The sequence below is a fragment of the Streptomyces sp. NBC_01334 genome (assembly GCF_035983595.1).
In the GTDB taxonomy this organism is placed as follows: Bacteria; Actinomycetota; Actinomycetes; order Streptomycetales; family Streptomycetaceae; genus Streptomyces; species Streptomyces coriariae.
In genome coordinates, this window is the sequence record NZ_CP130718.1 from 2,933,393 (window position 1) to 2,958,361 (window position 24,969).

26 protein-coding genes are annotated in these 24,969 nt (G+C 70.6%); 19 read left to right on the plus strand and 7 right to left on the minus strand.

Annotated features, from left to right (window positions below; genetic code table 11):
• Positions 1–63: 63 nt before the first annotated feature.
• Both OG736_RS13345 and OG736_RS13350 read left to right on the plus strand, forming a co-directional pair.
• Positions 64–1,089: a helix-turn-helix transcriptional regulator gene (locus tag OG736_RS13345; RefSeq protein WP_327182625.1), complete on the plus strand. Its 1,026-nt coding sequence runs from the start codon at positions 64–66 to the stop codon at positions 1,087–1,089.
• Positions 1,090–1,156: 67 nt separating this feature from the next.
• Entirely contained in the window at positions 1,157–1,678 is a 522-nt protein-coding gene (locus tag OG736_RS13350) for a DUF4240 domain-containing protein (RefSeq protein WP_020126698.1), read from the plus strand.
• Positions 1,679–1,691: 13 nt separating this feature from the next.
• Here OG736_RS13350 and OG736_RS13355 read toward each other — a convergent pair whose 3' ends face one another.
• Positions 1,692–2,003 carry a hypothetical protein gene (locus OG736_RS13355; protein WP_327187885.1) on the minus strand — a complete coding sequence of 104 codons (312 nt, stop codon included), beginning with the start codon at positions 2,001–2,003 and terminating at the stop codon, positions 1,692–1,694.
• A 72-nt stretch (positions 2,004–2,075) separates the two neighbouring features.
• Positions 2,076–2,936 (minus strand): peptidoglycan recognition protein family protein, encoded by an 861-nt coding sequence (locus tag OG736_RS13360; protein WP_442817030.1) that lies wholly within the window; start codon positions 2,934–2,936, stop codon positions 2,076–2,078.
• A gap of 207 nt (positions 2,937–3,143) precedes the next feature.
• Between OG736_RS13360 and OG736_RS13365 the strand changes: the two genes are divergently transcribed.
• Positions 3,144–4,328 carry a MarP family serine protease gene (locus OG736_RS13365; RefSeq protein ID WP_327182626.1) on the plus strand — a complete coding sequence of 395 codons (1,185 nt, stop codon included), beginning with the start codon at positions 3,144–3,146 and terminating at the stop codon, positions 4,326–4,328.
• Between the two features lie 28 nt (positions 4,329–4,356).
• Here OG736_RS13365 and OG736_RS13370 read toward each other — a convergent pair whose 3' ends face one another.
• The gene (locus tag OG736_RS13370) at positions 4,357–4,854 is read right to left on the minus strand and encodes a GNAT family N-acetyltransferase (protein WP_327182627.1); all 498 of its coding nucleotides are present in this window, start codon (positions 4,852–4,854) and stop codon (positions 4,357–4,359) included.
• A 71-nt stretch (positions 4,855–4,925) separates the two neighbouring features.
• Between OG736_RS13370 and OG736_RS13375 the strand changes: the two genes are divergently transcribed.
• Both OG736_RS13375 and OG736_RS13380 read left to right on the plus strand, forming a co-directional pair.
• Positions 4,926–5,819: a TIGR01777 family oxidoreductase gene (locus tag OG736_RS13375; protein WP_327182628.1), complete on the plus strand. Its 894-nt coding sequence runs from the start codon at positions 4,926–4,928 to the stop codon at positions 5,817–5,819.
• Between the two features lie 161 nt (positions 5,820–5,980).
• Positions 5,981–7,399, plus strand: coding sequence for an NAD(P)/FAD-dependent oxidoreductase (locus tag OG736_RS13380; RefSeq protein ID WP_327182629.1), 1,419 nt, complete (start codon positions 5,981–5,983; stop codon positions 7,397–7,399).
• A 174-nt stretch (positions 7,400–7,573) separates the two neighbouring features.
• Here OG736_RS13380 and OG736_RS13385 read toward each other — a convergent pair whose 3' ends face one another.
• On the minus strand, positions 7,574–9,094 hold the full coding sequence (locus OG736_RS13385; RefSeq protein ID WP_327182630.1) for an NsdA family TPR-like regulatory protein: 1,521 nt from the start codon (positions 9,092–9,094) through the stop codon (positions 7,574–7,576).
• Between the two features lie 245 nt (positions 9,095–9,339).
• On the opposite strand from OG736_RS13385, the gene lipB reads away from it, so the two are divergent.
• The 4 genes from lipB (at position 9,340) to OG736_RS13405 (ending at position 12,481) form a co-directional block, all read left to right on the plus strand.
• A complete protein-coding gene (gene lipB / locus OG736_RS13390; protein ID WP_054237959.1) occupies positions 9,340–10,137 on the plus strand; it encodes a lipoyl(octanoyl) transferase LipB in 798 nt (265 codons plus the stop codon).
• A gap of 116 nt (positions 10,138–10,253) precedes the next feature.
• The gene (gene lipA / locus OG736_RS13395) at positions 10,254–11,219 is read left to right on the plus strand and encodes a lipoyl synthase (protein ID WP_327182631.1); all 966 of its coding nucleotides are present in this window, start codon (positions 10,254–10,256) and stop codon (positions 11,217–11,219) included.
• 281 nt (positions 11,220–11,500) lie between these two features.
• On the plus strand, positions 11,501–11,701 hold the full coding sequence (locus tag OG736_RS13400; RefSeq protein ID WP_314224016.1) for an SCO2195 family GlnR-regulated protein: 201 nt from the start codon (positions 11,501–11,503) through the stop codon (positions 11,699–11,701).
• Positions 11,702–11,779: 78 nt separating this feature from the next.
• Positions 11,780–12,481 (plus strand): DUF4191 domain-containing protein, encoded by a 702-nt coding sequence (locus tag OG736_RS13405; RefSeq protein WP_028806309.1) that lies wholly within the window; start codon positions 11,780–11,782, stop codon positions 12,479–12,481.
• 115 nt (positions 12,482–12,596) lie between these two features.
• Here OG736_RS13405 and OG736_RS13410 read toward each other — a convergent pair whose 3' ends face one another.
• The gene (locus OG736_RS13410) at positions 12,597–13,064 is read right to left on the minus strand and encodes an RDD family protein (RefSeq protein WP_327182632.1); all 468 of its coding nucleotides are present in this window, start codon (positions 13,062–13,064) and stop codon (positions 12,597–12,599) included.
• 197 nt (positions 13,065–13,261) lie between these two features.
• Here OG736_RS13410 and glnA point away from each other — a divergent pair, with 197 nt between their 5' ends.
• The 3 genes from glnA to OG736_RS13425 all read left to right on the plus strand — a co-directional run bounded on the left by glnA (position 13,262) and on the right by OG736_RS13425 (position 16,830).
• Positions 13,262–14,671 (plus strand): type I glutamate--ammonia ligase, encoded by a 1,410-nt coding sequence (glnA, locus tag OG736_RS13415; protein WP_054237964.1) that lies wholly within the window; start codon positions 13,262–13,264, stop codon positions 14,669–14,671.
• A 927-nt stretch (positions 14,672–15,598) separates the two neighbouring features.
• The gene (locus OG736_RS13420) at positions 15,599–16,669 is read left to right on the plus strand and encodes a hypothetical protein (protein WP_327182633.1); all 1,071 of its coding nucleotides are present in this window, start codon (positions 15,599–15,601) and stop codon (positions 16,667–16,669) included.
• Complete coding sequence (locus OG736_RS13425; protein WP_327182634.1) at positions 16,669–16,830, plus strand: hypothetical protein; 162 nt, start codon at positions 16,669–16,671, stop codon at positions 16,828–16,830. The genes OG736_RS13420 and OG736_RS13425 overlap by 1 nt, the downstream gene beginning before the upstream one ends.
• A 164-nt stretch (positions 16,831–16,994) precedes the next feature.
• On the opposite strand, the gene OG736_RS13430 is transcribed toward OG736_RS13425, so the two are convergent.
• The gene (locus OG736_RS13430) at positions 16,995–17,957 is read right to left on the minus strand and encodes a hypothetical protein (protein ID WP_327182635.1); all 963 of its coding nucleotides are present in this window, start codon (positions 17,955–17,957) and stop codon (positions 16,995–16,997) included.
• 544 nt (positions 17,958–18,501) lie between these two features.
• On the opposite strand from OG736_RS13430, the gene OG736_RS13435 reads away from it, so the two are divergent.
• The 6 genes from OG736_RS13435 (at position 18,502) to pspAB (ending at position 23,718) form a co-directional block, all read left to right on the plus strand.
• Entirely contained in the window at positions 18,502–19,605 is a 1,104-nt protein-coding gene (locus tag OG736_RS13435) for a hypothetical protein (RefSeq protein WP_327182636.1), read from the plus strand.
• A gap of 445 nt (positions 19,606–20,050) precedes the next feature.
• Positions 20,051–20,299: a hypothetical protein gene (locus OG736_RS13440; RefSeq protein WP_327182637.1), complete on the plus strand. Its 249-nt coding sequence runs from the start codon at positions 20,051–20,053 to the stop codon at positions 20,297–20,299.
• A 127-nt stretch (positions 20,300–20,426) separates the two neighbouring features.
• Complete coding sequence (locus OG736_RS13445; protein WP_327182638.1) at positions 20,427–20,684, plus strand: SCO2583/SCO2584 N-terminal domain-containing protein; 258 nt, start codon at positions 20,427–20,429, stop codon at positions 20,682–20,684.
• Position 20,685: 1 nt separating this feature from the next.
• Positions 20,686–22,047, plus strand: a complete 1,362-nt coding sequence (locus tag OG736_RS13450) for a hypothetical protein (protein ID WP_327182639.1) — start codon at positions 20,686–20,688, stop codon at positions 22,045–22,047.
• A gap of 142 nt (positions 22,048–22,189) precedes the next feature.
• Positions 22,190–23,110, plus strand: coding sequence for a zinc metalloprotease HtpX (htpX, locus tag OG736_RS13455; protein WP_028806311.1), 921 nt, complete (start codon positions 22,190–22,192; stop codon positions 23,108–23,110).
• Positions 23,111–23,112: 2 nt separating this feature from the next.
• Positions 23,113–23,718 carry a PspA-associated protein PspAB gene (gene pspAB / locus OG736_RS13460; protein WP_327182640.1) on the plus strand — a complete coding sequence of 202 codons (606 nt, stop codon included), beginning with the start codon at positions 23,113–23,115 and terminating at the stop codon, positions 23,716–23,718.
• Positions 23,719–23,734: 16 nt separating this feature from the next.
• Here pspAB and OG736_RS13465 read toward each other — a convergent pair whose 3' ends face one another.
• Positions 23,735–24,016, minus strand: coding sequence for a hypothetical protein (locus OG736_RS13465; RefSeq protein WP_327182641.1), 282 nt, complete (start codon positions 24,014–24,016; stop codon positions 23,735–23,737).
• Between the two features lie 195 nt (positions 24,017–24,211).
• Between OG736_RS13465 and OG736_RS13470 the strand changes: the two genes are divergently transcribed.
• Positions 24,212–24,955, plus strand: a complete 744-nt coding sequence (locus tag OG736_RS13470; protein ID WP_327182642.1) for an alpha/beta hydrolase — start codon at positions 24,212–24,214, stop codon at positions 24,953–24,955.
• Positions 24,956–24,969: the final 14 nt, after the last annotated feature.

A 24,969-nucleotide genomic window follows, 5' to 3' on the forward strand; every position in this document is an offset into this window, starting at 1 on the left:
CCGCGAGCCGGCTTTTTCGCACCCGGGCCGCCCCGCCGGCGAAGCGCCCCTCATCATGTCCCCATGCGTGCTGCCCGCCTCATCAAGATGGTGCTCCTTCTCCAGTCCCGGCCCACCATGACCGCGTCCGAGCTGGCCCGCGAACTGGAGGTGTCGGAGCGGACCGTCACACGGGACGCGCAGGCGCTGTCCGAGGCGGGCGTGCCGGTGTACGCGGAGCGCGGGCGGGCGGGGGGCTACCGGCTCGTCGGGGGCTACCGGACGCGGCTGACGGGGCTGGGGCGCGGTGAGGCCGAGGCGCTGTTCCTGAGCGGGGTGCCGGGGGCGCTGCGGGAGATGGGTCTCGAGGACATCGCGTCGGCCGCACGGCTGAAGGTGTCCGCGGCTCTGCTGCCCTCCCTGCGGGACGCCCCGCGTACGGCGGCGCAGCGGTTCCATCTGGACGCGCCCGCCTGGTTCCGGGAGCCTGCGGCGCCTGCCCTGCTGCCGGCGGTCGCGGACGCGGTGTGGGACGACCGGTGCGTGAGTGCCCGCTACCGGCGCGGGGAGAGCGAGGTGGTGCGGGAGCTGGAGCCGTACGGGCTCGTGCTCAAGGCAGGGGTCTGGTACCTGTGCGCCCGGGTCTGCGGGGCGGGGACGACGGGGACCGGGACCGGGAGGACCGGGACGGGAGCGGGGGCGTTCCGGACCTACCGCATCGACCGGTTCGTCGGTGTCGACGTCATGAAGGATCGTTTCAGCAGGGATGAGGGCTTCGATCTGCCCGGGTTCTGGGGCGAGCAGGCCGAGCGGTTCGCGCGGTCGATCCTGCGGGCCGAGGTGGTCCTGCGGCTCTCCTCGACGGGCGTGCGCAACCTGCCGTACGCCGTGGATCCGGTGGCCGCCCGGGACGCGCTGGCGGGTGTCCCGGAACCGGACGGGACGGGCTGGGTGACGGTCACCCTGCGGGTCGAGTCGGAGCAGGTGGCCCACACGCAGCTCTCGGCGCTGGGACCGGAGGCCGAGGTGCTCTCCCCGGCCACACTGCGGGAGCGGTTCACCGCGGACGCGATACGGCTGACCGAGCTCTACGGGCGCCGGGAAGGGTGAGGATCCCGCCGGAATCCCCGGCACTCCGGGTGCGTGGCGCACTGCGAGGCACGATGCTGGACGCGTGATGGACGAGACGGAGTTCTGGGAGCTGGTGGACGCCTCCCGCGAGGCCGCCGAGGGCGATCCCGAGGAGCAGGCCGACCAGCTCGTGGAGCGGCTGCTCCGGCTGGACCCGGATTCCGTGCTCGACTTCGCCCGGCACTTCGAGTCCCGCTACAACCGCGCCTACCGCTGGGACCTGTGGGGCGCTGCCTGGCTGCTGCTGGACGGGGCCAGCGACGACGCCTTCGACTTCTTCCGGTGCTGGCTGATCGGACAGGGCCGCGAGGTCTTCGAGGGCGCCCTGCACGGCGACCCGGACTCGCTCGCCGATCTGCTGGACGACTTCGACGAGGAGATCGACGGGGACGCCGAGGAACTCGGCTACGCGGCCGACGAGGCCTACGAGCAGCTCACCGGGACCGTCGCCCCGGACCTGGGCATTCCGCCCGCGCCCGCCGAACCCGAGGGCACACCGGTCGCCTTCGAGAACGAGGGCGCGCTGGCCGAGCGGTATCCCCGGCTGTGGCAGCGCTTCAAGGAGTGACCCCCGCCGGCGGTCACACGGCGAGCCTGCGGCGGGTGCTGTCCGTCGGGATGTACGCCTGCGACTGATCGACCCGCACCGCGTGGTGCATCGGCGCCTTGTTGGCCTGCTCCAGGGCGGAGGCGGTGGTCGCGGCCGGGCCCAGGACGACCGCGGCGACGGCGCAGAGCACGGTCCAGGGGCTGCGGGCGGCCTTCGCCCAGACGGGGCTCCGCTCCGTGGTGCCGGCGCCGCCCGTGACTCCCGCGCTTCCCGTGTACGCCGGGTTTCCCGTGATCGCCGCGTCTCCCGTGTTCCCCGCGGACCGGTTACGACTGCTGTTCATGATCCCCGCCTCCAGTCGGTCTGTGTTGTACATGACCGTAGGACGCGGGAATGGGAGAACCCTGAACGCCGCCTAAGGCGTTCCTGTGAGACTCCGGGCGGCCCGGACGGACGTTCTGCCCTGGAGCCGGGCCGCCGTTTCACGGATCTCCGGCAGACGCGCGGTGAGGGCGGCGCCGGGGCAGCTGGTCATGTAACCGTCCTTGTGGCCGGCCAGAGCGGGGAGGGTGGCGGTGTTGCCCGCGGCGTACCGGCTGCGGCTGTTGCTGGAGGTGAGCCGGACGTCCGCGCGCGGGTCGATGTCGGACAGCCCGAGCTTCCAGGCGGTCAGGGCGGCGATCGCGTCGACCATCGCCTGCGGCACCGGCACCCCGGCGGTGAACGTGCCGAGTGCGGCGATACCGGCCGTCCGGTGGTTGAAGCCCTGGGTGTGGGCGCCGGTGACGGGCCGGTCGACGCCGCCCGCGCGGCCCTCGTAGATCGTGCCGCAGCGGTCGACGAGGAAGTTGTAGCCGATGTCGTCCCAGTCCCGGGCACCGATCTGGCCCGCGTACAGGTAGCGGATGATCCGGGGCGCGTCGGCGCAGGCGTAGCCGTTGGGCGAGTCGGTGTGGTGCACGAAGACGGCGACGACCTTGTCGTCGTAGCGCGGGGGCGGCTGCGCGTGCCGGGCGAGGTCGTCCAGCCAGGCGGCGCGGGGCACGACGGGCGGCCGGACCGCCGGGTGGACGGCGGCGGGCCGGGCGGCGGGCGAGCGGGGGCCCGAAGCGGCCGTGGTGGCGTCGTCGACGCCACCGGCGCACAGCCCCAGGGCGGCCATGGCGGCGAGTCCGGGCAGGCAGCCCAGGAGCACGAGGAGCGGGCCCGGTATCCGCGCCGGGCGCCGTCCTCGCGTTCCCCGCGCGCCGCGGGCGGCCGGTCGGAGGGCACACATAAGGCCACTGTCGACCGGTTCCGGTCCGTCCGCGATGTGTGCTGTGCCACCTGGTGGAACCATCGTCCCGGTCCACGACGTTTTCCGGGGTAGCACGCACGCGTGGCCGGTTCGGTGGGTCGCGCGCGGGTGATCGACGGGTAGCTGATCACTGGGCCCTTCCCGCACGTACTCACCGACCAGGGGTTCCAAGAGAAAGGCGGCCGTGTGGACCTGCTCGACATCCTGCTGGTGCTGGTGATCCTGGCCTACGCCGGCTCCGGCTACCGGCGTGGACTGGTGGCCGGCTGTGTCTCGCTCGCCGGGTTCGTGGGCGGCGCGGTGATCGGCGTGTGGGTCCTGCCGTGGCTGATGGACCTGGTGACACCGGGCACCACGGCGGCGACGGTGACGGCGGTGGTCACGGTCCTCCTCCCCGCGGTGGCCGGGCACGAGCTGGCGGGGCGCCTGGCGCTGCGGCTGCGGCGGGAGCTGGACCGCGGACCGCTCAGAGTGGCCGACGGGGTCGGCGGGGCGGCGGCGAACGCGGTGGCGGTGCTCATCGTGGCGTGGGTGGCGGCGAGCGTGCTGGGCGCGTCCTCGTCCCCCGTGGTCACGTCGTCCATACGGGACTCCCGGCTGCTGGGAGCCGTGCAGGACGCCATGCCGGACACCACGCCCACCTGGTTCTCGCGGGCCACCTCCGCGCTGACCCAGGCGGGTTTCCCGCAGGTCTTCAACCCGTTCGAGAACGAGTCGACGGCCGAGGTCGCCAAGCCCACCGGCGACAGCGTCACGCCGAGCGCGACCGAGGCGGCCAAGCTGAGCACGGTGAAGATCGAGGGAGTCTCGGGCGACCAGGGCCGCGAGGGCAGCGGCTTCGTGTACGCGAGCGAGCATGTGATGACCAACGCGCACGTGGTGGCGGGCATCGACGACCCGACCGTCCGGATCGGCGGCGTGGGCCGGTCGTACGACGCGCGTGTGGTGCTCTTCGACCCCGACAAGGACGTGGCCGTGCTCTACGTGCCGGACCTGAGGGCGCCGGTCCTGAGCTTCGACGACGACGCCTCGCGCGGGGACTCGGCGGTCGTCGCCGGCTATCCGCAGGACGGCGACCTGAACCTCCAGGCGGCGACGGTCGCGAACCGGGTGAAGGCCACCGGCCGGAACATCTACAACGACGAGATCGTCACCCGGGAGATCTACTCGATCCGCTCCACCGTCCGCCCCGGCAACTCCGGCGGCCCGCTGCTGACCACCGCGGGCCGGGTCTACGGCGTCGTCTTCGCCCGCTCCACCTCCGACGACGAGACGGGGTACGTGCTCACGGCGGCCGAGGTGGCCGGCGACGCCGAGCGGGCGGCGAAGGCGACGCAGGCGGTGGACACCGGAAAGCTGGCGACCTCCTGAGCCCCGCGCGGCACTCCGGCGCGGCGCTCTACAGCGGGCGCCCCATGAACACGTCGTCCACATACTCCCCGGCCAGCAGGAACTCCTCCGGCAGGACGCCCTCCACGACGAACCCCTCGGACGCGTAGAGCCCCCGGGCCGGGGTGTTGTGGCCGAGGACCCGCAGGGTGATCCGACGGGCGCCCTGTCGGCGGGCCTCCTCGAGGGCGGCGCGGATCAGCGCCCGTCCGACGCCCCGGCCGCGGCCCTCGTCGAGGACGGCGAGGCCCTGTATCTGCCGCACGTGCGCGTTGCAGGCGAGCGGGGTGGGCAGGGCGAGGCGGACGTAGCCGATGACACGGTCGTCCAGTTCGGCGACCAGATAGTCCTCGGGGACGTGGCGCTCGTCGAAGAAGGGGGTGTACGGCGGCTCCGGCTCGGGCATGACCGCGTGCAGCGGGGACCAGGTCAGACGGTCGACGAGGGCCAGCGCCTCGGCGTCGGCGGACCGTGCGGTGCGGATGCGGGGTGCGGAAGGTTCGGGCATGGCCGTCACCCTATGGCGGGGAGACGGCGCCCAGACCGGGGTTTTATCGGGCCACCGGGCAGGATGGCGGCATGGAACGTGAGCGAATCGCGGTGGCCGGCGCCTCCGGCCTGATCGGCAGCGCCCTGGTGCGGTCCCTGACCGCGGACGGGCATCGGGTGGTACGCCTCGTGCGCCATGCGCCCCGGGGCGCGGACGAGGTGCGCTGGGACCCGGAACGGGGGCAGGTGGACACGGCCGGGCTCGCCGGGTGCGACGCCGTGGTCAATCTGGCCGGGGCGGGGGTCGGCGACCGGCGCTGGAGCGAGGCGTACAAGAAGCGGATCCACGACAGCAGGGTGCACGGTACGACGGCGCTCGCGAAGGCCGTGGCCTCGCTCGACGAACGGCCGCGGGTGTTCGTGAACGGCAGCGCGATGGGTCTGTACGGCGAGACGGGCGAGCGGGTCGTGGACGAGGACTCGCCCGCCGGGAGCGGCTTCCTGCCGGAGCTGTGCGTGGAGTGGGAGGCGGCCGCGGGCCCCGCCCAGGAGGCGGGCGTCCGTACCGTCTTCACCCGGACCGGGCTGGTCGTGGCGCGCGGCGGCGGGGCCTGGGGCAAGCTGTTCCCCCTCTTCGCGGCGGGGCTCGGGGGGCGGATGGGCGACGGCCGGCAGTACTGGTCGTACATCGCGCTGCACGACGAGGTGGCGGCGATCCGGCATCTGCTCGACCGGGACGACCTGTCGGGACCGTTCAACCTGACCGCGCCCGAGCCGCTGACGAACCGGGAGATCACCGAGGCGATGGGGCGGGTGCTGCACCGGCCGACGCTGTTCGCGGTGCCGGCGCCGGTGCTGCGCTCGGTGCTCGGCGAGATGGCCGGGGACGTGCTGGGCAGCGCACGGGTGGTGCCGAAGCGACTGCTGGAGTCCGGGTTCACCTTCGCGTTCCCCGGGATCGAGGACGCCATCCGGGCAGCCTGATCCTTCTCGTGACCGTATGCGACCGCCGTGCGACCGTGCCCTGTCCATGCGCGACTGTTCATGACCGATCACAGCCCTAACCTCGACCCGAACTCGGGTATCCGGGACGGCTGTTGGGGGCATGACGTCTCCACCGGCCGCGCAACCTCGAGGAGGGGCACGTGCTTGAGCCCGCGTACCAGGCAGACGTCGTCGTGGTGGGAGCCGGTGTCGCCGGACTCTCCGCCGCGCACCGGCTGGCCAGCTCAGGAGTAACGACCGTAGTCCTGGAGGCCGCCCCTTACGTGGGCGGCCGCATGTCGACGGAGAAGGTCGACGGGTTCCGGCTCGACCGCATCGGGCAGCTGCTGTCCACGGCGTATCCGGAACTGCACCTGACACCGGGGCTGGACGCGCTCGTCCTGCGTCCGTTCGCGCCGGGGGTCCTGCTGCACAGCGACGGGCGCCATCACCGCGCGGGCGCGCAGGCGGGCGCGGGGAGCGCAAGGGGCGCACTGCACGCCGTACGCGCCCTGGCGACCGTTCCCCGGCCGGGCGGAGTGCCCAGGCCGCGCGCCGGCGGCTCCCCGACCGCGCGGGTACGGCCGGCGCCGCCACCCAGGGTCCGGGCGGGGGCGCCGCTGGGCACCGCCGTGGACCAGGCCCGGCTGGGCGCGGCGCTCACCCGGCTCGCGGTCACCCCCGCCGAACGGCTGATGCGCCGCCCGGAGTCGCCGGCCGCCCAGGCCCTCGCGGCCCGTGGTCTGCCCGCCCGCACGATCGACGGCTTCCTGCGTCCGCTGCTCGCCGCGCTGCTCTGCGATCCCGACCTCACGACCTCCAGCCGGTGCGCGGACCTCGCGCTGCGGGCCTTCGCGGCCGGCCGGCTGTCGCTGCCGGAGGGCGGGGCCGAGGTGCTGCCCGAGCTGCTCGCCCGGACGCTGCCGCCGGGCACCGTGCACACCGGGGTGCGGGTCACCTCCGTCTCCACGACCTCGGTGACCACCGCCGAGCACGGTGAGTTCCGCTGCCGCGCCGTGCTGGTGGCCACCGACGCGCGCACCGCGGCGGAGCTGCTGCCCGGGCTGCGGGTGCCCGACTTCCATCCGGTGACGGTCGTCCACCACACGACGGACGACCCGCCCGGGACCGGCGCGTCACTGCTCCTCGACGCCGACCGGGGCGGGCCGGTCGCGCACACGGCCGTGGTCAGCCGGGTCGACCCCGGCCGCGCGCCCGCGGGACGTGCGCTGATCTCGTCCACGGTCCTCGGCACACCGCCGCCGGGCGTCGACACCGCCGTACGCATGCATCTGTCCCGGCTGTACGGCACCTCGACCGCGCGCTGGGAGACGCTGGCCGTGCACCACACCGCCGAGGCCGTGCCGGCGATGCGGGCGCCGCACGATCTGCGGCGGGCGGTGCGGTTGCTGGCGGGCCTGTACGTGTGCGGCGACCATCGGGACACCAGCACCGTGCAGGGCGCGCTGCACTCGGCGCACCGGGCCGCGTCGGCGATCGTCTCCGATCTGGGCGCCGCCGGCTCGCTGCACCTGGCCGACCCGCGCCCGACGGCCCGCGAGGAGCAGGCGGCGGCGTGACCGGCCCTGTCCGCGTCCCTGTGGGCTGCCGCCCCCAGACCCCCCGCTTCGGCCCTGACGGGGCCTCGTCCTCAAACGCCGGACGGGCTGAAGTGCCCGGCCGTCGCCCTTCCACCGACGGCCGGGGGTCCGGCGACGGCCGGGGGTCCGGGGGCGGAGCCCCGGGGGTGGGGATCAGGCCAGGGCCGCCACCTTGTCGCGGTAGGTGCGGGCCGGGGCCGCGTCCTTGTACGGCTCCAGTCGGCGCTCGAAGTCCCGGACGTACTCCAGCGCACGGACGGACCGCATCTCCGCCGCCTGCCCGGCGGCCTCCGCGGCCAGCTGGCAGGCCTGGTCGAGTTCGCCGAGACCGAGCCGGGCGGAGGCGAGGACGACCCGGCAGAACAGCCGGCTGCGGGCGTGCGCGGCGGGACGCAGCTGGAGGGAGCGTTCGGCGTGCTGGGCGGCTGCCCGGAACTGCTGGAGGTCGCGGTGGCAGTGCCCGAACTCGTCGGCGAGCTGCGCCTCGTCGAAGAAACGCGCCCAGTGCGGCACCTCGTCGCCGGACTTGGCCGCCTCCAGCGCGCGTTCGGCGCGGACGAGGGCGGCGGTGGAGGCACGCACCTCGCCGAGCACCCCGTGTCCACGCGCCTCCGCCGAGTGCAGCAGCGCCTGCACGACGGCCGGGGCGCCCGTGCCGACCCCCTGCTGGGCCACCCGCGCGAGCTGCACGGCCTCGCGCCCATGGCCGAGATAGACGGCCTGGCGGCTCATCGTGACGAGGACGAAGGAGCCGTACGCCCGGTCCCCGGCCGCCTGCGAGAGGCGCAGCGCCTGGACGAAGTAGCGCTGGGCCAGGCCGTGCGCGGCGATGTCGAAGGAGGTCCAGCCCGCGAGGCGGGTCAGGTCGGCGGCCGCGCCGAACAGACGGCGGCCGGTCTGCTCGCCGTAGGCGCCGCGCAGCATCGGCTCACACTCGTGCTCCAGGTAGCGCACGAGGGCCTGACGGGCGTGACCGCCGCCGTACCGGTCGTCGAGGGTGCGGAAGAGCTCGCCGACCGAGCGGAGCGCGGAGATGTCGCCACTGGTGACCCGCTGGCCGAGGCCCCGCTCACTGCCCTGGCCGCGCTGCCTGGGGACGGCCGCCGGACCCGGCAGCACCTGGGCCTGCGCCGTCACGGGCGGCGCGGACGCGGGCTGCTGGGGTGCGGCGGGCCGGGGCCCCGAACGGCTCTGTCCGGGCACCCGGGCGGGCGCCTCGCTGCGGGCGACCTTCTCGTCGGCCCGCCCGATCAGCCAGTCACGGCTCGGCACGACGAGCCCCGCCGGGGTGAAGGCGATCTTGCGGAGCTCGGCATGGCTGCCGGAGTCCTTGCGCCAGAGCCCGCCGACGATGTCGATGGCCTCCTCGGGGGTACCGGCGAACTCCAGGCCCGCGTAGACGGGGGCGCAGGCGTCCAGGCCTAGGTCCTGGGCGGTGAGGCGACGGCCCAGGCGCCGGGTGAAGACCTCGGCGATGAGCGCGGGGGTGGTGCCCCGGGGCTGCTGCCCACGCAGCCACCGGGTGACGGACGTCTTGTCGTATCTGAGATCCAGCCCGTGTTCGAGGCCGAGCTGATCGACGCGACGGGCCAGTCCCGCGTTGGAGAAGCCCGCTTCTGCGATGAGCGCGGCGAGCTGGCGGTTGGGAGTGCGCTGCGCGGGTCGTTCCGTCATCTGCGGTGCGGTCTCCTGCCTGCCGGGCATTTGACGTGCCCGGATGAAGTGCCCTGCTGCTGTGAGCAGCCCTTTTGGCCTCGTGAACGGCGCGAATGTAGCTGAGCGTAAGCAGCCGGTCGCACATATCGACGTTCATTCATCCGATCGTGTGAGGATTGACCCCGGGGCTGACGCGGAACGCGCGGACGTACAGTGGCTTGGGCGCGTTACGTGCCTGACGACTTTCCAGGGAGGCGCTTGCCGTGAGCGAGCTGCGGTTCGTCCGGATGGGGTTCGGCGGGGACGCCGTCGTGTACCAGGAGGCGTGGGACGAGCAACGCCGCGTGCACGCGGCGCGGTTCACCGACGAGGTTCCGGACACCGTGCTGCTCCTGGAGCACCCGCCGGTGTACACCGCGGGCCGGCGCACCGCCGATGACGAGCGCCCCCTGGACGGCACCCCGGTCGTGGACGTGGACCGCGGCGGCAAGATCACCTGGCACGGGCCTGGACAGCTGGTGGGTTACCCGATCCTGAAGCTGCCGCGGCCGGTGGACGTCGTCGCCCACGTGCGGCGCCTGGAGGATGCCCTGATCCGGGTGTGCGCGGAGTTCGGCCTCGAGACCTCCCGGGTCGAGGGCCGCAGCGGGGTGTGGGTGCTCGGCGATCCGGTGGAGCGGCGCCCGTCGCTCGGCGGGCTGTCGCTGGACTTCGATCCCCGGCTCACCGACGAGGAGTTCGATCCACGGCTGAACGGCCCGGAGTACGCCCCGTCGAACGCCGGCCAGCGGCGCGAGGACCGCAAGATCGCGGCGATCGGGATCCGGGTCGCCAAGGGCGTCACGATGCACGGCTTCGCGCTCAACGTGAACCCGGACAACAAGTGGTTCGACCGGATCATCCCGTGCGGGATCCGGGACGCGGGGGTCGCCTCGCTGGCGAACGAGCTGGGCCGGGACGTCACGATCGACGAGGTGCTGCCGGTGGTGGAGCGACACCTGAAGGACGTGCTCGAGACCGCGGAACCGAAGCCGCGGGAGATCGAGAAGGCGACCGCCTGACCGGGAATGGGCCCCTCGGCTCTGAGGTTGGCCTCACAGCAGAACCCGGTAAACACGGGCGTACCCTGGTGTACGCCGAAGAATCGAAAGTCTACGCAGACAGGCAGGGAGCCGACGTGTCCGCAGTCGCACCCGACGGACGCAAGATGCTGCGCCTGGAGGTCCGCAACAGCCAGACCCCCATCGAGCGCAAGCCCGAGTGGATCAAGACCCGGGCGAAAATGGGTCCCGAGTACACCAAGATGCAGAACCTCGTGAAGAGCGAGGGCCTGCACACCGTGTGCCAGGAAGCCGGCTGTCCCAACATCTACGAGTGCTGGGAAGACCGTGAGGCCACCTTCCTGATCGGCGGCGACCAGTGCACGCGGCGCTGTGACTTCTGCCAGATCGACACCGGCAAGCCCGAGGCGCTGGACCGTGACGAGCCGCGGCGCGTCGGTGAGTCCGTCGTCACGATGGACCTGAACTACGCCACCATCACCGGCGTCGCCCGCGACGACCTGGAGGACGGCGGGGCCTGGCTGTACGCCGAGACGGTCCGCCAGATCCACGCGCAGACCGCCGAGCGCGAGACCGGGCGTACGAAGGTGGAGCTGCTCGCCCCCGACTTCAACGCCGTGCCGGAGCAGCTGGCGGAGGTCTTCTCCTCGCGGCCCGAGGTCTTCGCGCACAACGTCGAGACCGTCCCGCGGATCTTCAAGCGGATCCGCCCGGGCTTCCGTTACGAGCGTTCGCTGAACGTCATCACGGCGGCCCGCGACTACGGGCTCGTCACCAAGTCGAACCTGATCCTCGGTATGGGCGAGACCCGCGAGGAGGTCAGTGAGGCGCTTCGGCAGCTGCACGACGCCGGCTGCGAGCTGGTCACCATCACGCAGTACCTGCGGCCCTCCGTGCGCCACCACCCGGTGGAGCGCTGGGTCAAGCCGCACGAGTTCGTGGAGCTGAAGGAGGAGGCCGAGCAGATCGGCTTCTCCGGCGTGATGTCGGGCCCGCTGGTACGGTCCTCCTACCGTGCCGGGCGCCTCTACCAGATGGCCGTCGAGAAGCGCGGCGCGTTCATCGCCTCACAGGCCGTCTGACACAACGTCAGCTCTCTTGCGCCGTACGGCCGCAGGCCGACTGTGTGAATTCGCGCACAAGATGCTACCCACCAGTAGTGACCGATATGACGCGGCCCCGGCCGTCCTCGCAGATGAGGGCGTACGCCGGGGTCGCGTCAGCGTTTCGGCCCTGCGCATCAAGGCTTCATTCGTGTTTGACCGGTCGGTCACGCCCTGGTAACACCAATCAGTGACGCTGGTATCACATCAGGTGCACCAGACAGCCCCGTACCCGAAGCCGTCCGAGGGGGACACCCACCATGCAGGCCGCGCCCGTTCGCGCCACCGCGATCCCGACCTTCAGCACCGCACTGCGCGCCGTCGAGTCGCTGCTCATGAGCAGCGGCCAGCGCACCGCCCGTCGCAACGCCTGGACCTCCGTGCTGGAGGACCGCCGTCGCGCCAAGGACCGGGTCGAGGCGCAGCGCGTCCTCGAAGCGGTCACCACCGTCCGCCCCTGACCCACCCCCTCCCCACGCCTCCCCACACCTCCCCTCCTGCCGTCGTAGGCGCTTCCGAGGCCACGTAGACTTCGTGGCATGGCGAGAAGTGACAGCGCGGCGGACGCCGCTAACCCCGGGCGACTGAAGCAGATCGCCCTGACGTTCAAGATGACCCACAAGGCCGACAAGACGATCGGTTTTGTCCTTGCGGGTGTCTTCCTCATCACCTTCGGCGTCTTTCTCGCGATCGGATTCCTGATCGGCCACCCGGTCTACCTGGGAATCCTGGGCTTCCTGCTCGCCTTCCTCGCGACGGCGATCGTGTTCGGACGCCGGGCCGAGCGGGCCGCCTTCGGTCAGATGGAGGGCCAGCCGGGCGCTGCCGCGGCCGTCCTCGACAACATCGGCCGGGGCTGGACGACGACCCCCGCGGTGGCGATGAACCGCAGCCAGGACGTGGTGCACCGGGCCGTCGGCAAGGCCGGCATCGTCCTGGTCGCCGAGGGCAACCCGAACCGGGTGAAGAGCCTGCTGGCCGCCGAGAAGAAGAAGATGAACCGCATCGTCGCGGACGTGCCGGTGCACGATGTGATCGTCGGTACGGGCGAGGGCCAGGTCGAGCTGAAGAAGCTGCGCACCACCCTGCTGAAGTACCCGCGGGTCCTGGCCGGCCCGCAGGTGACCGCCACCAACGACCGGCTGCGCGCCATGGGCGACCTGATGAGCAACATGCCGCTGCCCAAGGGCCCGATGCCGAAGGGCATGCGCCTGCCGAAGGGCGGCGGCAAGGCCCGCTGAGGCACCTTCCCCACGTCACGAAGGGGGCGCCCGGATCACTCCGGGCGCCCCCTTCGTCGTACCGGAACCCGCCGGTTCGTCGTACCGGCGGAACCCGCCGGCCCGTACCGGAGACTCAGATCCGGACTTCCACGGTGCGGGCCAGGCGGTCGTGCAGGCCACGGCCGTCGCGGTCCCAGATCAGGGCCGGGACGGCCAGGCAGAGCAGGATCGTGCGCGCCACGGCGCGCAGGGGGCTGACCGCGCCGGTCTCGACGGACACCACACGCAGGCCGAACAGGCGCTTGCCCGGGGTGGAGCCGACCGTGCCGACCGTCAGGACGCTCAGCACGAAGAAGACCAGCAAGGCCCAGTTGCTTGTCGCCGGACGGTAGCCGTCCGTGATCAAGCTGTATGCGATCAAGACGCCGAAACCCCAGTCCACGGCCAGCGCACCGAGCCGCCGGCCGGGGCGGGCGATCGAGCCCGGCCCTTCCTCCGGCAGACCGAGCTGCTCACCCCTGTATCCGAAGTCGACACCGGCTTCCTCAGCGGCTGCGCGGGGGCCCGAGAGCCACGAGCCGATTGCATCCCTGTTGTCCACCCGACCACGGTACTGCGCCCGTTTCGCGATACGGACAGGTGGGGTACACCGGGCAGGCTCCGGTTAACTTGTGCGAAACAAATGGGTCACGCCCGAGAAATCACCCGTCCCTAGGGTCGATGACAGCGTGTGCCACCGCACTGGCCGCACGAACGAACTACCACCCCGGCTCGACGGCCGGGAGTAGGAGGAGCTGGATGTTCCAGAACGCCGACGAGGCCAAGAAGTTCATCGCGGACGAGGACGTCAAGTTCGTCGACGTCCGCTTCTGCGACCTGCCGGGCGTCATGCAGCACTTCACGCTGCCGGTCGAGGCGTTCGACCCGGACGAGGAGCTGGCCTTCGACGGCTCGTCGATCCGCGGCTTCCAGGCCATCCACGAGTCCGACATGGCGCTGCGCGCCGACCTGTCGACCTCGCGCGTGGACCCCTTCCGCCGAGACAAGACGCTGAACATCAACTTCTTCATCCACGACCCGATCACGGGCGAGCAGTACTCCCGTGACCCGCGCAACGTGGCGAAGAAGGCCGAGGCGTACCTGGCGTCGACCGGTATCGCCGACACCGCGTACTTCGGCCCCGAGGCCGAGTTCTACGTCTTCGACAGCGTGCGCTTCCAGACCTCGGCGAACGAGTCCTTCTACCACATCGACTCCGAGGCCGGCGCCTGGAACACCGGTGCGATCGAGAACAACCGCGGTTACAAGGTCCGCTACAAGGGCGGCTACTTCCCGACCCCGCCGGTCGACCACTTCGCCGACCTGCGTGCGGAGATCTCCCTGGAGCTGGCCGCGTCCGGCCTCCAGGTCGAGCGTCAGCACCACGAGGTGGGCACCGCCGGCCAGGCCGAGATCAACTACAAGTTCAACACGCTGCTCGCCGCGGCCGACGACCTCCAGCTCTTCAAGTACATCGTGAAGAACGTCGCCTGGCGCAACGGCAAGACCGCGACCTTCATGCCGAAGCCGATCTTCGGCGACAACGGCTCGGGCATGCACGTCCACCAGTCGCTGTGGACCGGCGGTTCCCCGCTGTTCTACGACGAGGCCGGTTACGCGGGTCTGTCGGACATGGCCCGCTACTACATCGGCGGCATCCTCAAGCACGCCCCGTCGCTGCTGGCCTTCACCAACCCGACGGTGAACTCCTACCACCGTCTGGTCCCGGGCTTCGAGGCCCCGGTCAACCTGGTGTACTCGCAGCGCAACCGCTCCGCGGCCATGCGTATCCCGATCACGGGCTCCAACCCGAAGGCCAAGCGCGTCGAGTTCCGCGCGCCCGACTCCTCCGGCAACCCGTACCTGGCGTTCTCCGCCCTGCTGCTCGCGGGCCTGGACGGCATCAAGAACAAGATCGAGCCGGCCGAGCCGATCGACAAGGACCTCTACGAGCTGGCCCCCGAGGAGCACGCGGGCGTCGCGCAGGTCCCGACCTCGCTCCCGGCCGTCCTCGACCGCCTCGAGGCGGACCACGAGTTCCTGCTCGCCGGTGACGTCTTCACGTCCGACCTGATCGAGACGTGGATCGACTACAAGCGCACCAACGAGATCGCCCCGCTCCAGCTGCGCCCGCACCCGCACGAGTTCGAGCTGTACTTCGACGTCTAGAACGCGAGCTCGGGTGCCCTTGGCCGGAACCCCGGAAACGTGACGTGACCTGCGGAAACACTGCCTAGTGTTTCTCATTGGTGCCGCTCGTTCTCCAGGCTGTCGTGCATCGCGTGCGCACCGGCCCTGCAGGCCCTGACAGTGCGTCAGAGGTATTGGTGAGGGCTGCTTCCCTGGTCGTCAGGGAAGCAGCCCTCACTGCGTTGCCGAGGGCTTGGCGTCTCCGGCGGATCAACGGTCCAGATTCAGGTCTGGTCCGTTTCCAGCAGCCGTCGCTGCGGTGTCGGATTCATCGGGCACAACCTCGATAGGCGCATCGACGGCGCGGAGCCCGGCGGAGTTGGGACTTACCTCGCTGAAGCGCTCAAAGGTGACCAGTCTCGTGTTCTCAAGGGCAGCCGCCGACGCACCGAACGGAGCCGACGGCCCGTCAATTGCCACCGAAGAAGAGCGAATGGAACCGCTGTCCGCTGGCCTGCGCGCCCCTCGTCAAGCACGTATGCGAGTCCTGAATGCGGAAGCGGCTCCCACCCACCTCGCCGCCCTGGCTTCGTGATGGCCAATCCGGCCGAACGGCCGCGTGGCAACACACGCCCAGGTCTTCTTGCTCCATCGAGTCTCGCGGCGAACGAGGCGGGTGGCGTCGGATGCACTCGCTGAAACGAGCGCGGCCGCCCGCGTGGCAACGACCAAAGCCTGCTGTCATGCTGCACTTGCGCCTGGTGCCCGTCCTCCTCCACACTCAGCAGTGGCCTCCAGGGGGCCGCCCCTGATCCCGCTTCGCCCCGTTGCCGGATCACCCAGGGGTCAAGGAGCCATAGCCCCACCTGCACAGCGCATCACACTGCTCACTTATGCCCTGAAGCAGGGCGTGCAGAACAGTTGTCGGATGCCGAGGGGCGACGGTATTCCGGGGACGGATCGCATATGACCAGCGGTGGGCGGCTCGAGAAGCTCGCGCGGACACGGCAGCTCTACACGGGCGAGCCCTTCTCCGTTGCGAAGAACGCGATGTGCGGCAGAGACAATCGACACCCGATTCATACCGGACCGCTGTCGCAAGCCCATCTCGAAGCTGAGGTGTTCGCCAAACTTTGCGGCGGAGGCCAGTGGTGGGCTCATCCACTCGGGCTCTCGCACATGCAGTCCACAACCAAGTCTGCTGTCGTGCACCTCGACAGCCACACCACGTTCGGCAGCGGCATCCCGTACCCCCGGAGCGGCCATGCCCTCGACAAGCTGCTACCCAGCGCCGATCCAGGCGTGCAAGTAAATGGCGTCGTCGGCCTTCGGGTTGTCGGCATCGATGGAACAGACCTGCACCTCACTCTCACTGACAGCGAATGCCATCTTGTACTGCGTGGCATCCCTGGGACGGATTGGGCTGAGGAGCTCGATGAACGCTGGCGCCGATACGAGAAGGCAGAAGCTCCGCCGCTCTGGCAGCAGCCGAAGCTGACCACCTTCGAAGACGCGCACATTCGAGATTACCCGGAGACCTGGACGGATGAGCGTGGCCTCGACTGGCTCGGATCAGCACTGCTGCGTCGTATCGCCATCTTCCAGACGTCCAGCACCGCATACTCAACACGCTCCTGGATCACCGGTGAAAAGTGGATCTTCGAGCTGGACACAGTGCGCGGCATCAGGCTCGAACACGATGTCTTTCTGCGACGCCTCATGGACCCCGTGTGGGGTTTGCCTCTCAGCATCGAGCACCAGCACTGCTCTTGCAGGCCGGAGCAGGAACTCGGCGACAGCAGGTACACCCTGCAATGCACGTATGACCTCGTGCACCGCGGCATGAACAGTGGTGTTCTACAGCTACGTTTCCGCCACGGCCCAGGCGTCTACGCGGGCGGCACGCGGATCAGACTGGAAGAATTGGGTTCTCCCACCAAATGGCTCGATCGGGTTCTGCCTGAGCACAGCCCGGACGTCGCGTCGTCTTCCCGTGCCCCGGGCGCAGCTGGGTCCTGTGACGAGGAGAGCCGCTGATGGACTGGGATGCCATCGTGCTGTCCGTGCTGGCCGCGTTCGGAGCCGTCGTCATCGCGCTCTCACAGATTCATGAGGTGCTGGGGAAAGTGCCGGCAATCATCCGCGCATGGCATGAGATCCGGCGCACCTGGCGCGAGGCGGGAGATGACCAGCCATAGCCGGGCCGGCTCAGCCCCGGTTCGATGGCCGAATGAACCACCACCGCCGTCCGGAGGATCTTCCATGGCCGAAGTGAGTTACGAAGGCTCCGGCCAGCTCTCCCTGGCGTGCACCGGTTGTGCACCGCCCAAAGCAACATCGGAGGTAGCGATCGGCTTGGGAACTACGCCGACGGCGGCTCGGGAATGCGCCAGGTGATGTGGAACCGCTGCTCCGGTGGCAGTCCGAATCTACCCACCGGACCGATCGTCTTGACGAGATAGCCGAAGACCTGGTGGTGAGCCTCTTCAGAGAGTTGGTGCCAAGTCTCCGGGGACGCCACCATGACCTCCCGCATCAAGGAAACATCCGCTTCGGCCCGCAGCATCTCGATGCGATCCTCGCGGTCCATGGTCTCGTCGACATGCATGGCGCTGATCGACCGCTGAAGGAGGTTCGGCTCCGCCGCCAGGCGCTGGAGTATCCGGTCGCAGCCGTAGCGGAAGGCCGTGTGTATTTCGACCGCTTCTTGGTCGGGATAGCGGTAACCGAAGGGGCTTCCCTGCTCGGCACCCAGGTAGTCGCCTTTCAGGGTTCGAAGGAGTGCGCGTAGAGCAAACTCGGCCCCGTGCTCCTCTATGAGGCGGACACCGGCATGAACCCATTCGTCCTCCGAGATCACAGGCTCGTGCGGCACCGCGAGGGCCGGAGCGATCTCGATGGCATTGAATGGGTTGATCATCATGCCTACGACTGCCTCAGCGGTCCACCGCCCGTCATTCGTGCCCCACCCCTGCGACAGCGCCAGTTCCCGGGCCGACTTCATGCCGCCCGGTTCCCCCTCCCGTACTGCACGCCACAGAGGGAGGAACCGTGCCACCTCGGCCGTCGGGTCTCGAGGCGGATCGACACAAGCTGCGGCGAGCGCCGCCACGATCGACTGCACGGTTTCCCAGCGCGGAACGTTCAGGCCCTTGAGAGTCGTACGGACTCCCTCGTGGCTGACGACCGCCGGGTAGTCGCCCTCGGCGATGAGAGCACTCACCTTCCGCATGCCGGGGTGACCCGCTGCCCGGTGGAGTTCTTCCAGTGCACGCACCAGCTCCTGGTGGGCTTCGTTCGGAAGAGGGACGCTGTTGGTGGCCACGAACCGGCAGATCCTTTCGGCGTTGCAGACGGCAATCCACATGGCCGCCAGATAGTGCCAAGAGCGTAGAAGTCGCAGGCAAAGCGCTACATGCCAGATTGCGCCAACTTCTTCGGCCCGGGCGCCAAACGACGACAAGCGCCCGGAGGCTGCCAGGAGCATGGATGCAGCGCCGTGAGCGAACCGGCGCCGTCTTAGGAGGAGTTGCCCTGTGCACGTCCCTGACTACGCCCGTGCCGTGATCAGGTCCGCCTTGCCGGCCATCCCCACCTCCCGCCAGGTGGGGGCACTCGATTGCTGCCTCTGCGACCGCCCCTTCGAAGACCGACTGCCCGTACCTCTCGGGCCGACCCGCGAGTCGGGGCTGTTCGGCTGCCACCCCTGCCTGACTCGCTTGGTCTCCCGGGCACGGCGAGCTCGTGACGCCTCCCTGACCCGAGACGCCGAGCAGGTAGCAGCCGAATCCGCAGCCTGGGCATCGATTCGTGATCGGTATCTCGCCCGGCTTGTTGGTGTCCGGCAGGCCGCTGATGCCGTCGCCGAGTTGGCCTCGAACGAGGACACCGAGCCGCTCCAGATCGCCTGGGTGCTGATCTCCTTGGAATCGGCGTACACCTGGATCCCGGACAGGCCGCAACCGCCCACCGCTGCGGATCCCGAGGACTCAGGGCTCAAGGATGAGACGTTCCGGCTCAGCCTTGCCATGGTCACAGCCCGGGAGGCGGTTGCGGAGCGACTTGCCTACCACTTGGTCAACGCGGCGCAGCCCGGGGAACCGGAGATGTGCGAGGAGCTCGAGTGCCCGGAGGGCTGCTCCGGGCGCCACGACTCTTCACACATGGACTGCGGACCGGATGACATCTTCGAGGAGCTGGCGAAGCACGGAATCCTCGTGGAGCCGCCTGTGCCCGCGCCCCTGCCGCCTCGCGTCGCCGCCCGCTTGAGGAAGGCCGGTGTAGAGGACAAGAGTTCGCCGCTTCCAGACATCGAAGATCAGGCGCCCATCGTTCTCACGCACTTCGGCATCGACGCCGGCGACACCGACGTGCTGGTGAGCGCGGCTGCGGTGGGTCTGGTCGCCGACGCCTGGCGCGAGGGGCCGATGGAAGACATACACGACGCCGACTGCGGGCCCAGCGACGGGGAGATCTTCGCGCAGAGCGTCGACCTCTACCGCAGGGCCCACGCAGCACTGCTAACCGCGCGGGACGAGGGCCCCGAGGTGCTGCTCGCGTTCGTGGCCGTGGCCTCGGACGTGGACCTTCCCTGGGCCGGCGGCTCACGCTTCGCCCTACGGACGATGCCGGAATCAGTGGAAGAGTTCGTCCAACACGTCGACAGCAGGGTCTGGTTCACCGCGGAGGTGATGAAGCACCAGGGCTGGTACGCGGCGCTGCTCCACAGAGCCTGTTCGGCCGTGTTCAAAGCGGCTACCCACTTTGGTATGCCGGGCTGGCCCGACGCCGTCGCGGCAGCCATGGAGCGCCTCGCCGCACTGGACAGGGCCAGTGCACCCGAGGCTCTGAGAGACCTCGCGGCAGTCGAAGCCGCGCTGCTCGAAGCACCAGACCGACTGGGGGCAGACGCCCTCGACTGGATTTCCCGACGGACACTGTTCGGCCAGCTGGTGCCTCGCCCCGTCCGCTGACAGGAGAAGGCGTGAGGGAAAGCCTCTCACCAGGGCTGATCCTCTGTGCATCCGGCGCGCGGAGAGTCGGTGGACGGCATTCTTCCCACGGGCCCCCGGCACCCGTGGAGCCGCAAACAGTGTGATTCAACCGAATCCGCCTGTTCGAATCAGTGGTTCACCAGATGTGCGACCAGAAGCCAGTCGGGGTGGCGCGAGGTATCGACATGCTCAGAATCACTCACAGAACCGTCCGCTCCCCTCGGGGGATCCCGAATGAGCCCAGGCCGACCGAGTTGCGAGAACCGCGCATATACCTAGCACTCCATCGATACGCCGGTGCGAGACCCCACACTGTCCGGAACCATTCGGAAACCTGGAACGGTGCACTGCATCCCTCGCTGGTACCGGTTGCCCGCGACGCAGCCCGACAGAAGGCCGAGGCCGACCTGTGAAGTGGGACGAAGTGACCCTCGTCATCCTCGCCGCGTTCGGCTGCGTCACGCTGCTGCTGACGCAAATCAGCGACGTACTGTCGCGAATACCGCAGATCATCCGCGCATGGCGCCAGGTTCGCCGAGAACTGAGCGGTGTCCCCGATGCCGGATCTGGGGATCACCTGGCGAGGGGCACCTCCCCGGGCACACTCGCGGTCAGCCAGAGAGATGGGGACCCTGCGCTCGACGAGCGCGGAATGAGGCGGGACGAGATCTGATCCGGTCAACGACGGCACCTGGTCCGCCCCCGTTCCTGTTTCTCAGGGACGGGGGCGTCGTCGTATGGTTTCTGGCACTGATGTTCGACGGGAAGACCTCGACAGAGGTGACGGGGGAGAGACGGGAATGACCGAACAGGATGACGTGGAGCGGGAGTTCGACCTCAAGTGGGCGGACGACGCGGCGCACAAGGAACCTTCGGCGCGGGCCAGGATGCTGGCCGCCCGCTGGAAGGAGAACCCACCCGAGCCGGTCCCGTTCCGCGGCGACCCGGACCGGGTGGCATCACCCCGCTCGTCCTGGCTGTCGACGACGCTCGTCCTGGGCTGCGTGGCCGCGGTGATCCTCCTGCTGGGGTACACGCGGTTCCGGGCGCAGTACTGAGGTGCGGGAAGTACGGGAGGACATCACGGGCGGGTCGGCGGCAGCGGTGCGGCTCGCCCGCGGAGTGCCCCTGCGGGAGGCGCTCGACTGCGGTGCCCCAGCCGCGTGGACGGCACTGGACGCGGGCGTCCGACCGCTCCACTGGGGCGCGCACTACCTGGTGGAATGGGAGTGGAACGAGGCCGGGCGCACGCTGACCGCTGCCATGCACGCCGGCGAGCCGCTCAGCGAGTCGCAGCTCGCGCTCGCGCTGTGCCACCGGGACGGCCGGATCCGGGCGGCGGCACTGTGGCGGATGGACGGACACCCCGATCTGCTGCCGCTTCTGGTCGTGCGGTGCGCCGACTGGGCGGAACCCGTACGCAAACAGGCGCGCCTGCGGCTGGGCGAGGTGCTCGACGCCGGACGGGCCGTGGCCCTCCTGCCCCTGATCCTGCGCGTGGGGCGTCGGGAGCGGGGCGAATTCGCCGTCGGTCTGGCCGACGAACTGCTGCGCGAGGCGCCTCGTGAGGTTCTTACGACGCTGTACACCGACTCCGATCGCTCCGTACGTCGGTACGCGTACAGAAGGGCCGTCGAGGAGGGCCTTTTCTCCCCGGGCGAGCTGGCCCGCGTCGCCGCGCAGGACGACGACACCGTCGTCCAGAACCTGTGTGCGGACGCCGCCCTGGCCGCCCTGGCCGCCGTGCCGGACGGGGATTGCAACGACGTACTCGAACCCCTGCTCACCGCGCGCAATCCGCGGGTCCGTTCCGCCGGGGTGACTGCGCTGCGGCGGGCCGGGCGGGCGGAGCAGGCCGTGGAGTTCCTGGCCGACCGGGCGGGGCTCGTGCGGGCCTGCGCGCGGTATGTCGTACGGCAGTACGGGGGCGATCCGCTGTCCTGGTACCGGGAGCGGTGCGCGGAGCCGGGCGATCCCGCCCTGCCGCCGGGTGCCGCCGCCGGGCTCGCGGAGTGCGGGCAGCGAAGCGACGCCGAGGCGCTGTGGTCACTGGTCCGGCATCCGCTCCCGGGCGTGCGGGCACGGGCCGTGGCGGGGCTGCGCGTGCTGGACGCGGCCGACGCGCGGCGGCTGTTGCCGATGCTCGACGATCAGGCGCCGGGAGTGGTGCGGGAGGTGACCGCGGCGGTGCTGCCCTCGGCAGCGCTGTTGCCGGAGGAGTGGCTCGTCGAGCGGCTCGGCACCGGGTGGCCGCGGGCGGTGCGGATCGCCGCGTTCCGGCTGCTTGCGGAGCGGGGTGGGGCCGCGGGGCAGCGGGCCCTGATCGCGCTGCGGGCCGATCCCGACGAGGAGCTACGACTGCGGGCGACGCGGGCCGCACGACGCTGGGACCGGGGCGGGTCGGAGGCGGATCGGGCTTGATCGGGGGTGGATCCGCGCCGGTGGTCGCGGCGGGCGGGCTCGGGGAGCCTTTGCTTCGCCTGGGTTCGTTCGGGGACCGTTCATGGGGGTGGGGCGGTGCACACTGGCAGTGGGGCGAGTGCCTGACTGCGGGGTGATGCAGATGCAGAGCCGTTTCCGGAGCGACCGACGGCTGACCGTGCGGATGACGGTCACGTTGTTCCTGCTCGGACTGTTGTACGTGGCGTTCGTCGCCGCGTTGATCGTGTTGCTGAAGTCGTGGGTGCTGGTGGCGGTCGTCGCGGTGGCGATGCTGGGCGCGCAGTACTGGTTCTCCGACCGGGTCGCGCTGTTCGCGATGCGTGGGCGGGTCGTGGAGCGCGAGGAGTATCCCGAGCTGCATGCCGTGATCGACCGGCTGTGCGCGATCGCGGACATGCCCAAGCCGGTGGTCGCCGTCTCGCAGATGGGCATGCCGAACGCGTTCGCGACGGGGCGCAATCCCGACCACGCCGTGGTCTGCGTGACGACCGGGCTGCTGGCCCGGCTGGAGCCGGCCGAGCTGGAGGGCGTGCTCGCGCACGAGCTGTCGCATGTGGCGCACAAGGACGTGGCGGTGATCACGGTCGCGTCGTTCCTGGGCGTGATCGCGGGGCTGATCGTGCGGTTCGCGTTCTACTCGCAGGTGTTCGGCGGCGCGCGCAGGGACCAGAACGCCGCGGTCGTCTTCGCCGCCGTGATGGGTGTCTCGGCGGCCGTGTACGCGATCAGTTTCCTGCTCATCCGGGCCCTGTCCCGCTACCGGGAGCTGGCGGCGGACCGGGCGGCGGCGCAGCTGACCGGCCGCCCCTCGGCGCTGGCCTCCGCGCTGACGAAGGTCTCCGGCGACCTGGCCCGCATCCCGACGAAGGACCTGCGGACGGTCCAGGCCTTCAACGCCTTCTACTTCACCCCGGCACTGGGTTCGGAGCCCGGTCTGGCGGGGCTGTTCTCGACCCACCCGAGCCTGGAGCAGCGGCTCGAGCAGCTGGGACGGATCTCCGCCGAGCTGGGCGAGGCGGCCGCGCCGGGGAAGGCGGGCTGATCATGGGGCTGCTGGACATCCTGCTCGGCCGGACCAAGCCCGTCGTGCCCGACCTGGACCGGCTGTTCGCGCTGCCTTCGGCGGCCGTCACGCTGGAGGCGGCGGCCGGGTTCACCCCGACCGGGCAGGGTGCCGTGTGCTTCGCGACCGTCGAGGGCTCGGCCTTCGAGCAGACGCACCGCGAGGTGCAGGCGCTCCTGGACGCCGACACCGAGCGCACCGGTCCCCCGGTGCGGCTCGTGCGGGACGACTACGGCTACTCCTGGCTGCTCTCGCAGCGCACCCCCGACCAACTGCCGCTGCTGGTCAACGACCTGCACGCGGTGAACAGCGCGATGGAGGCCAACGGCTTCGGGCCGCAACTGCTGTGCTCACTCGCCGGGTTCGAGGACCGGCGGGGCGGGACGGAGGAGACGGGCGGCCACCGGCTGGCGCTCGTGTACCTGTACAAGCGGGGTTCCTTCTACCCGTTCGCGCCGCTGCCCGGTCCGGGGCAGCGGCGCGACGGCGCACTGGAGCTGCAGGTGCAGGCCGCCCTCACGGGCGACCTGCGGATCGAGCAGGATCTGGGCCGCTGGTTCCCGGTGTGGGGAGCCCCCGGCCTGTAGGCGGACCCGGCGGGCCCTACTTGCTGCTCTCGCGCTCCTGACGGCGGGACTCCAGGGGGCGCTCACGACGGTAGCGGCGCTCCCACTTGGCCTGCTTGTCACGGCGGTCGCGGTAGGCCTTGTACGACGTCGGCGCCGTTCCCGCGCTCGGCGTGGGGCCGGGCGCGGACGGCGCGGACGAGTCGAGCCCGTACCGCACGTACAGGAACAGCACGCCGGCCGCGGCGAGCCAGTAGAGCGGGTTTCCGAATCCCAGGACCACCAGGACGACGGCCCCGGAGAGAACTACGGTGCCCATGGTGTGCCTCCTTCCTGGGCAGGGTCGGTGACTGAGCGTGGCGAGGGGGGTGGTGTGGTGCCTTCAGCGTACGGAGTCCGTCACTCAACGTGCATCTCCTTTTCCGCGGGCCTGGAGTCGGGCGACATGGAGGAACACCTCCGAGAGGCGATCAAGGCGGCCCGGGCGGAACCCGCCCATGAGTGAATGGGGCCCATGAGCGAACTGTCTCCCTTCACGCACGCGTACGACGGTGAGCTGCTCAGCGGGGTGCACGGCGGTGGTCCGGGAACGGTCACCGCCGTTCTGCTGCACGGCGCCGGCAACGGCAGCAAGGAGCGACTCCTGCCGCTGGCCCACGAGTTCACCGGCCGCGGCTGCCGCGCCCTCGCCCTCGACTTCTCCGGGCACGGTGAAAGCAGCGGCGAACTCAGGGAGTCGAGCCTGCGCCGGCGCTTCGAGCAGGCCGTCTCCGTGATCGACGCGTACGTCCCGGCGGACGGGACGCTGGTGCTCGTCGGGTTCAGCATGAGCGGGCAGACGGTGGCCGACCTGGCCGCGTACTACCGGGACCGGGTCACGGCCCTGGGCCTGTGCGCGCCCGCGGTGTACGCGGCCCGGGCGTGGGACGTTCCCTTCGGCGAGGGAAACGGGGAGTTCAGCGCGATCATCCGCAGGCCCGGGAGCTGGCGGGAGGCGCCCGCGCTCGACGTGCTGCGCGCGTACGAGGGCCGGGCGGTGCTCGCCGTGCCGGGCACCGACACGGTGATCCCGCCGCAGGTGACCGAGGCGGTCCAGGAAGCGCTCGCCACCCGCGCCCGGTACACGAGGTTCGAACTGCCCGGCGCGGGACACCGGCTGGGCCTGTGGTTCCAGGACCACCCGGACGACCGGCGCGAGTTCGTGACCGCCGTGCTGGCCGGCCCGGACGCGGGCGAGTGGACGGCGACGCGTCCCTGACCGGCCGGGCGCCC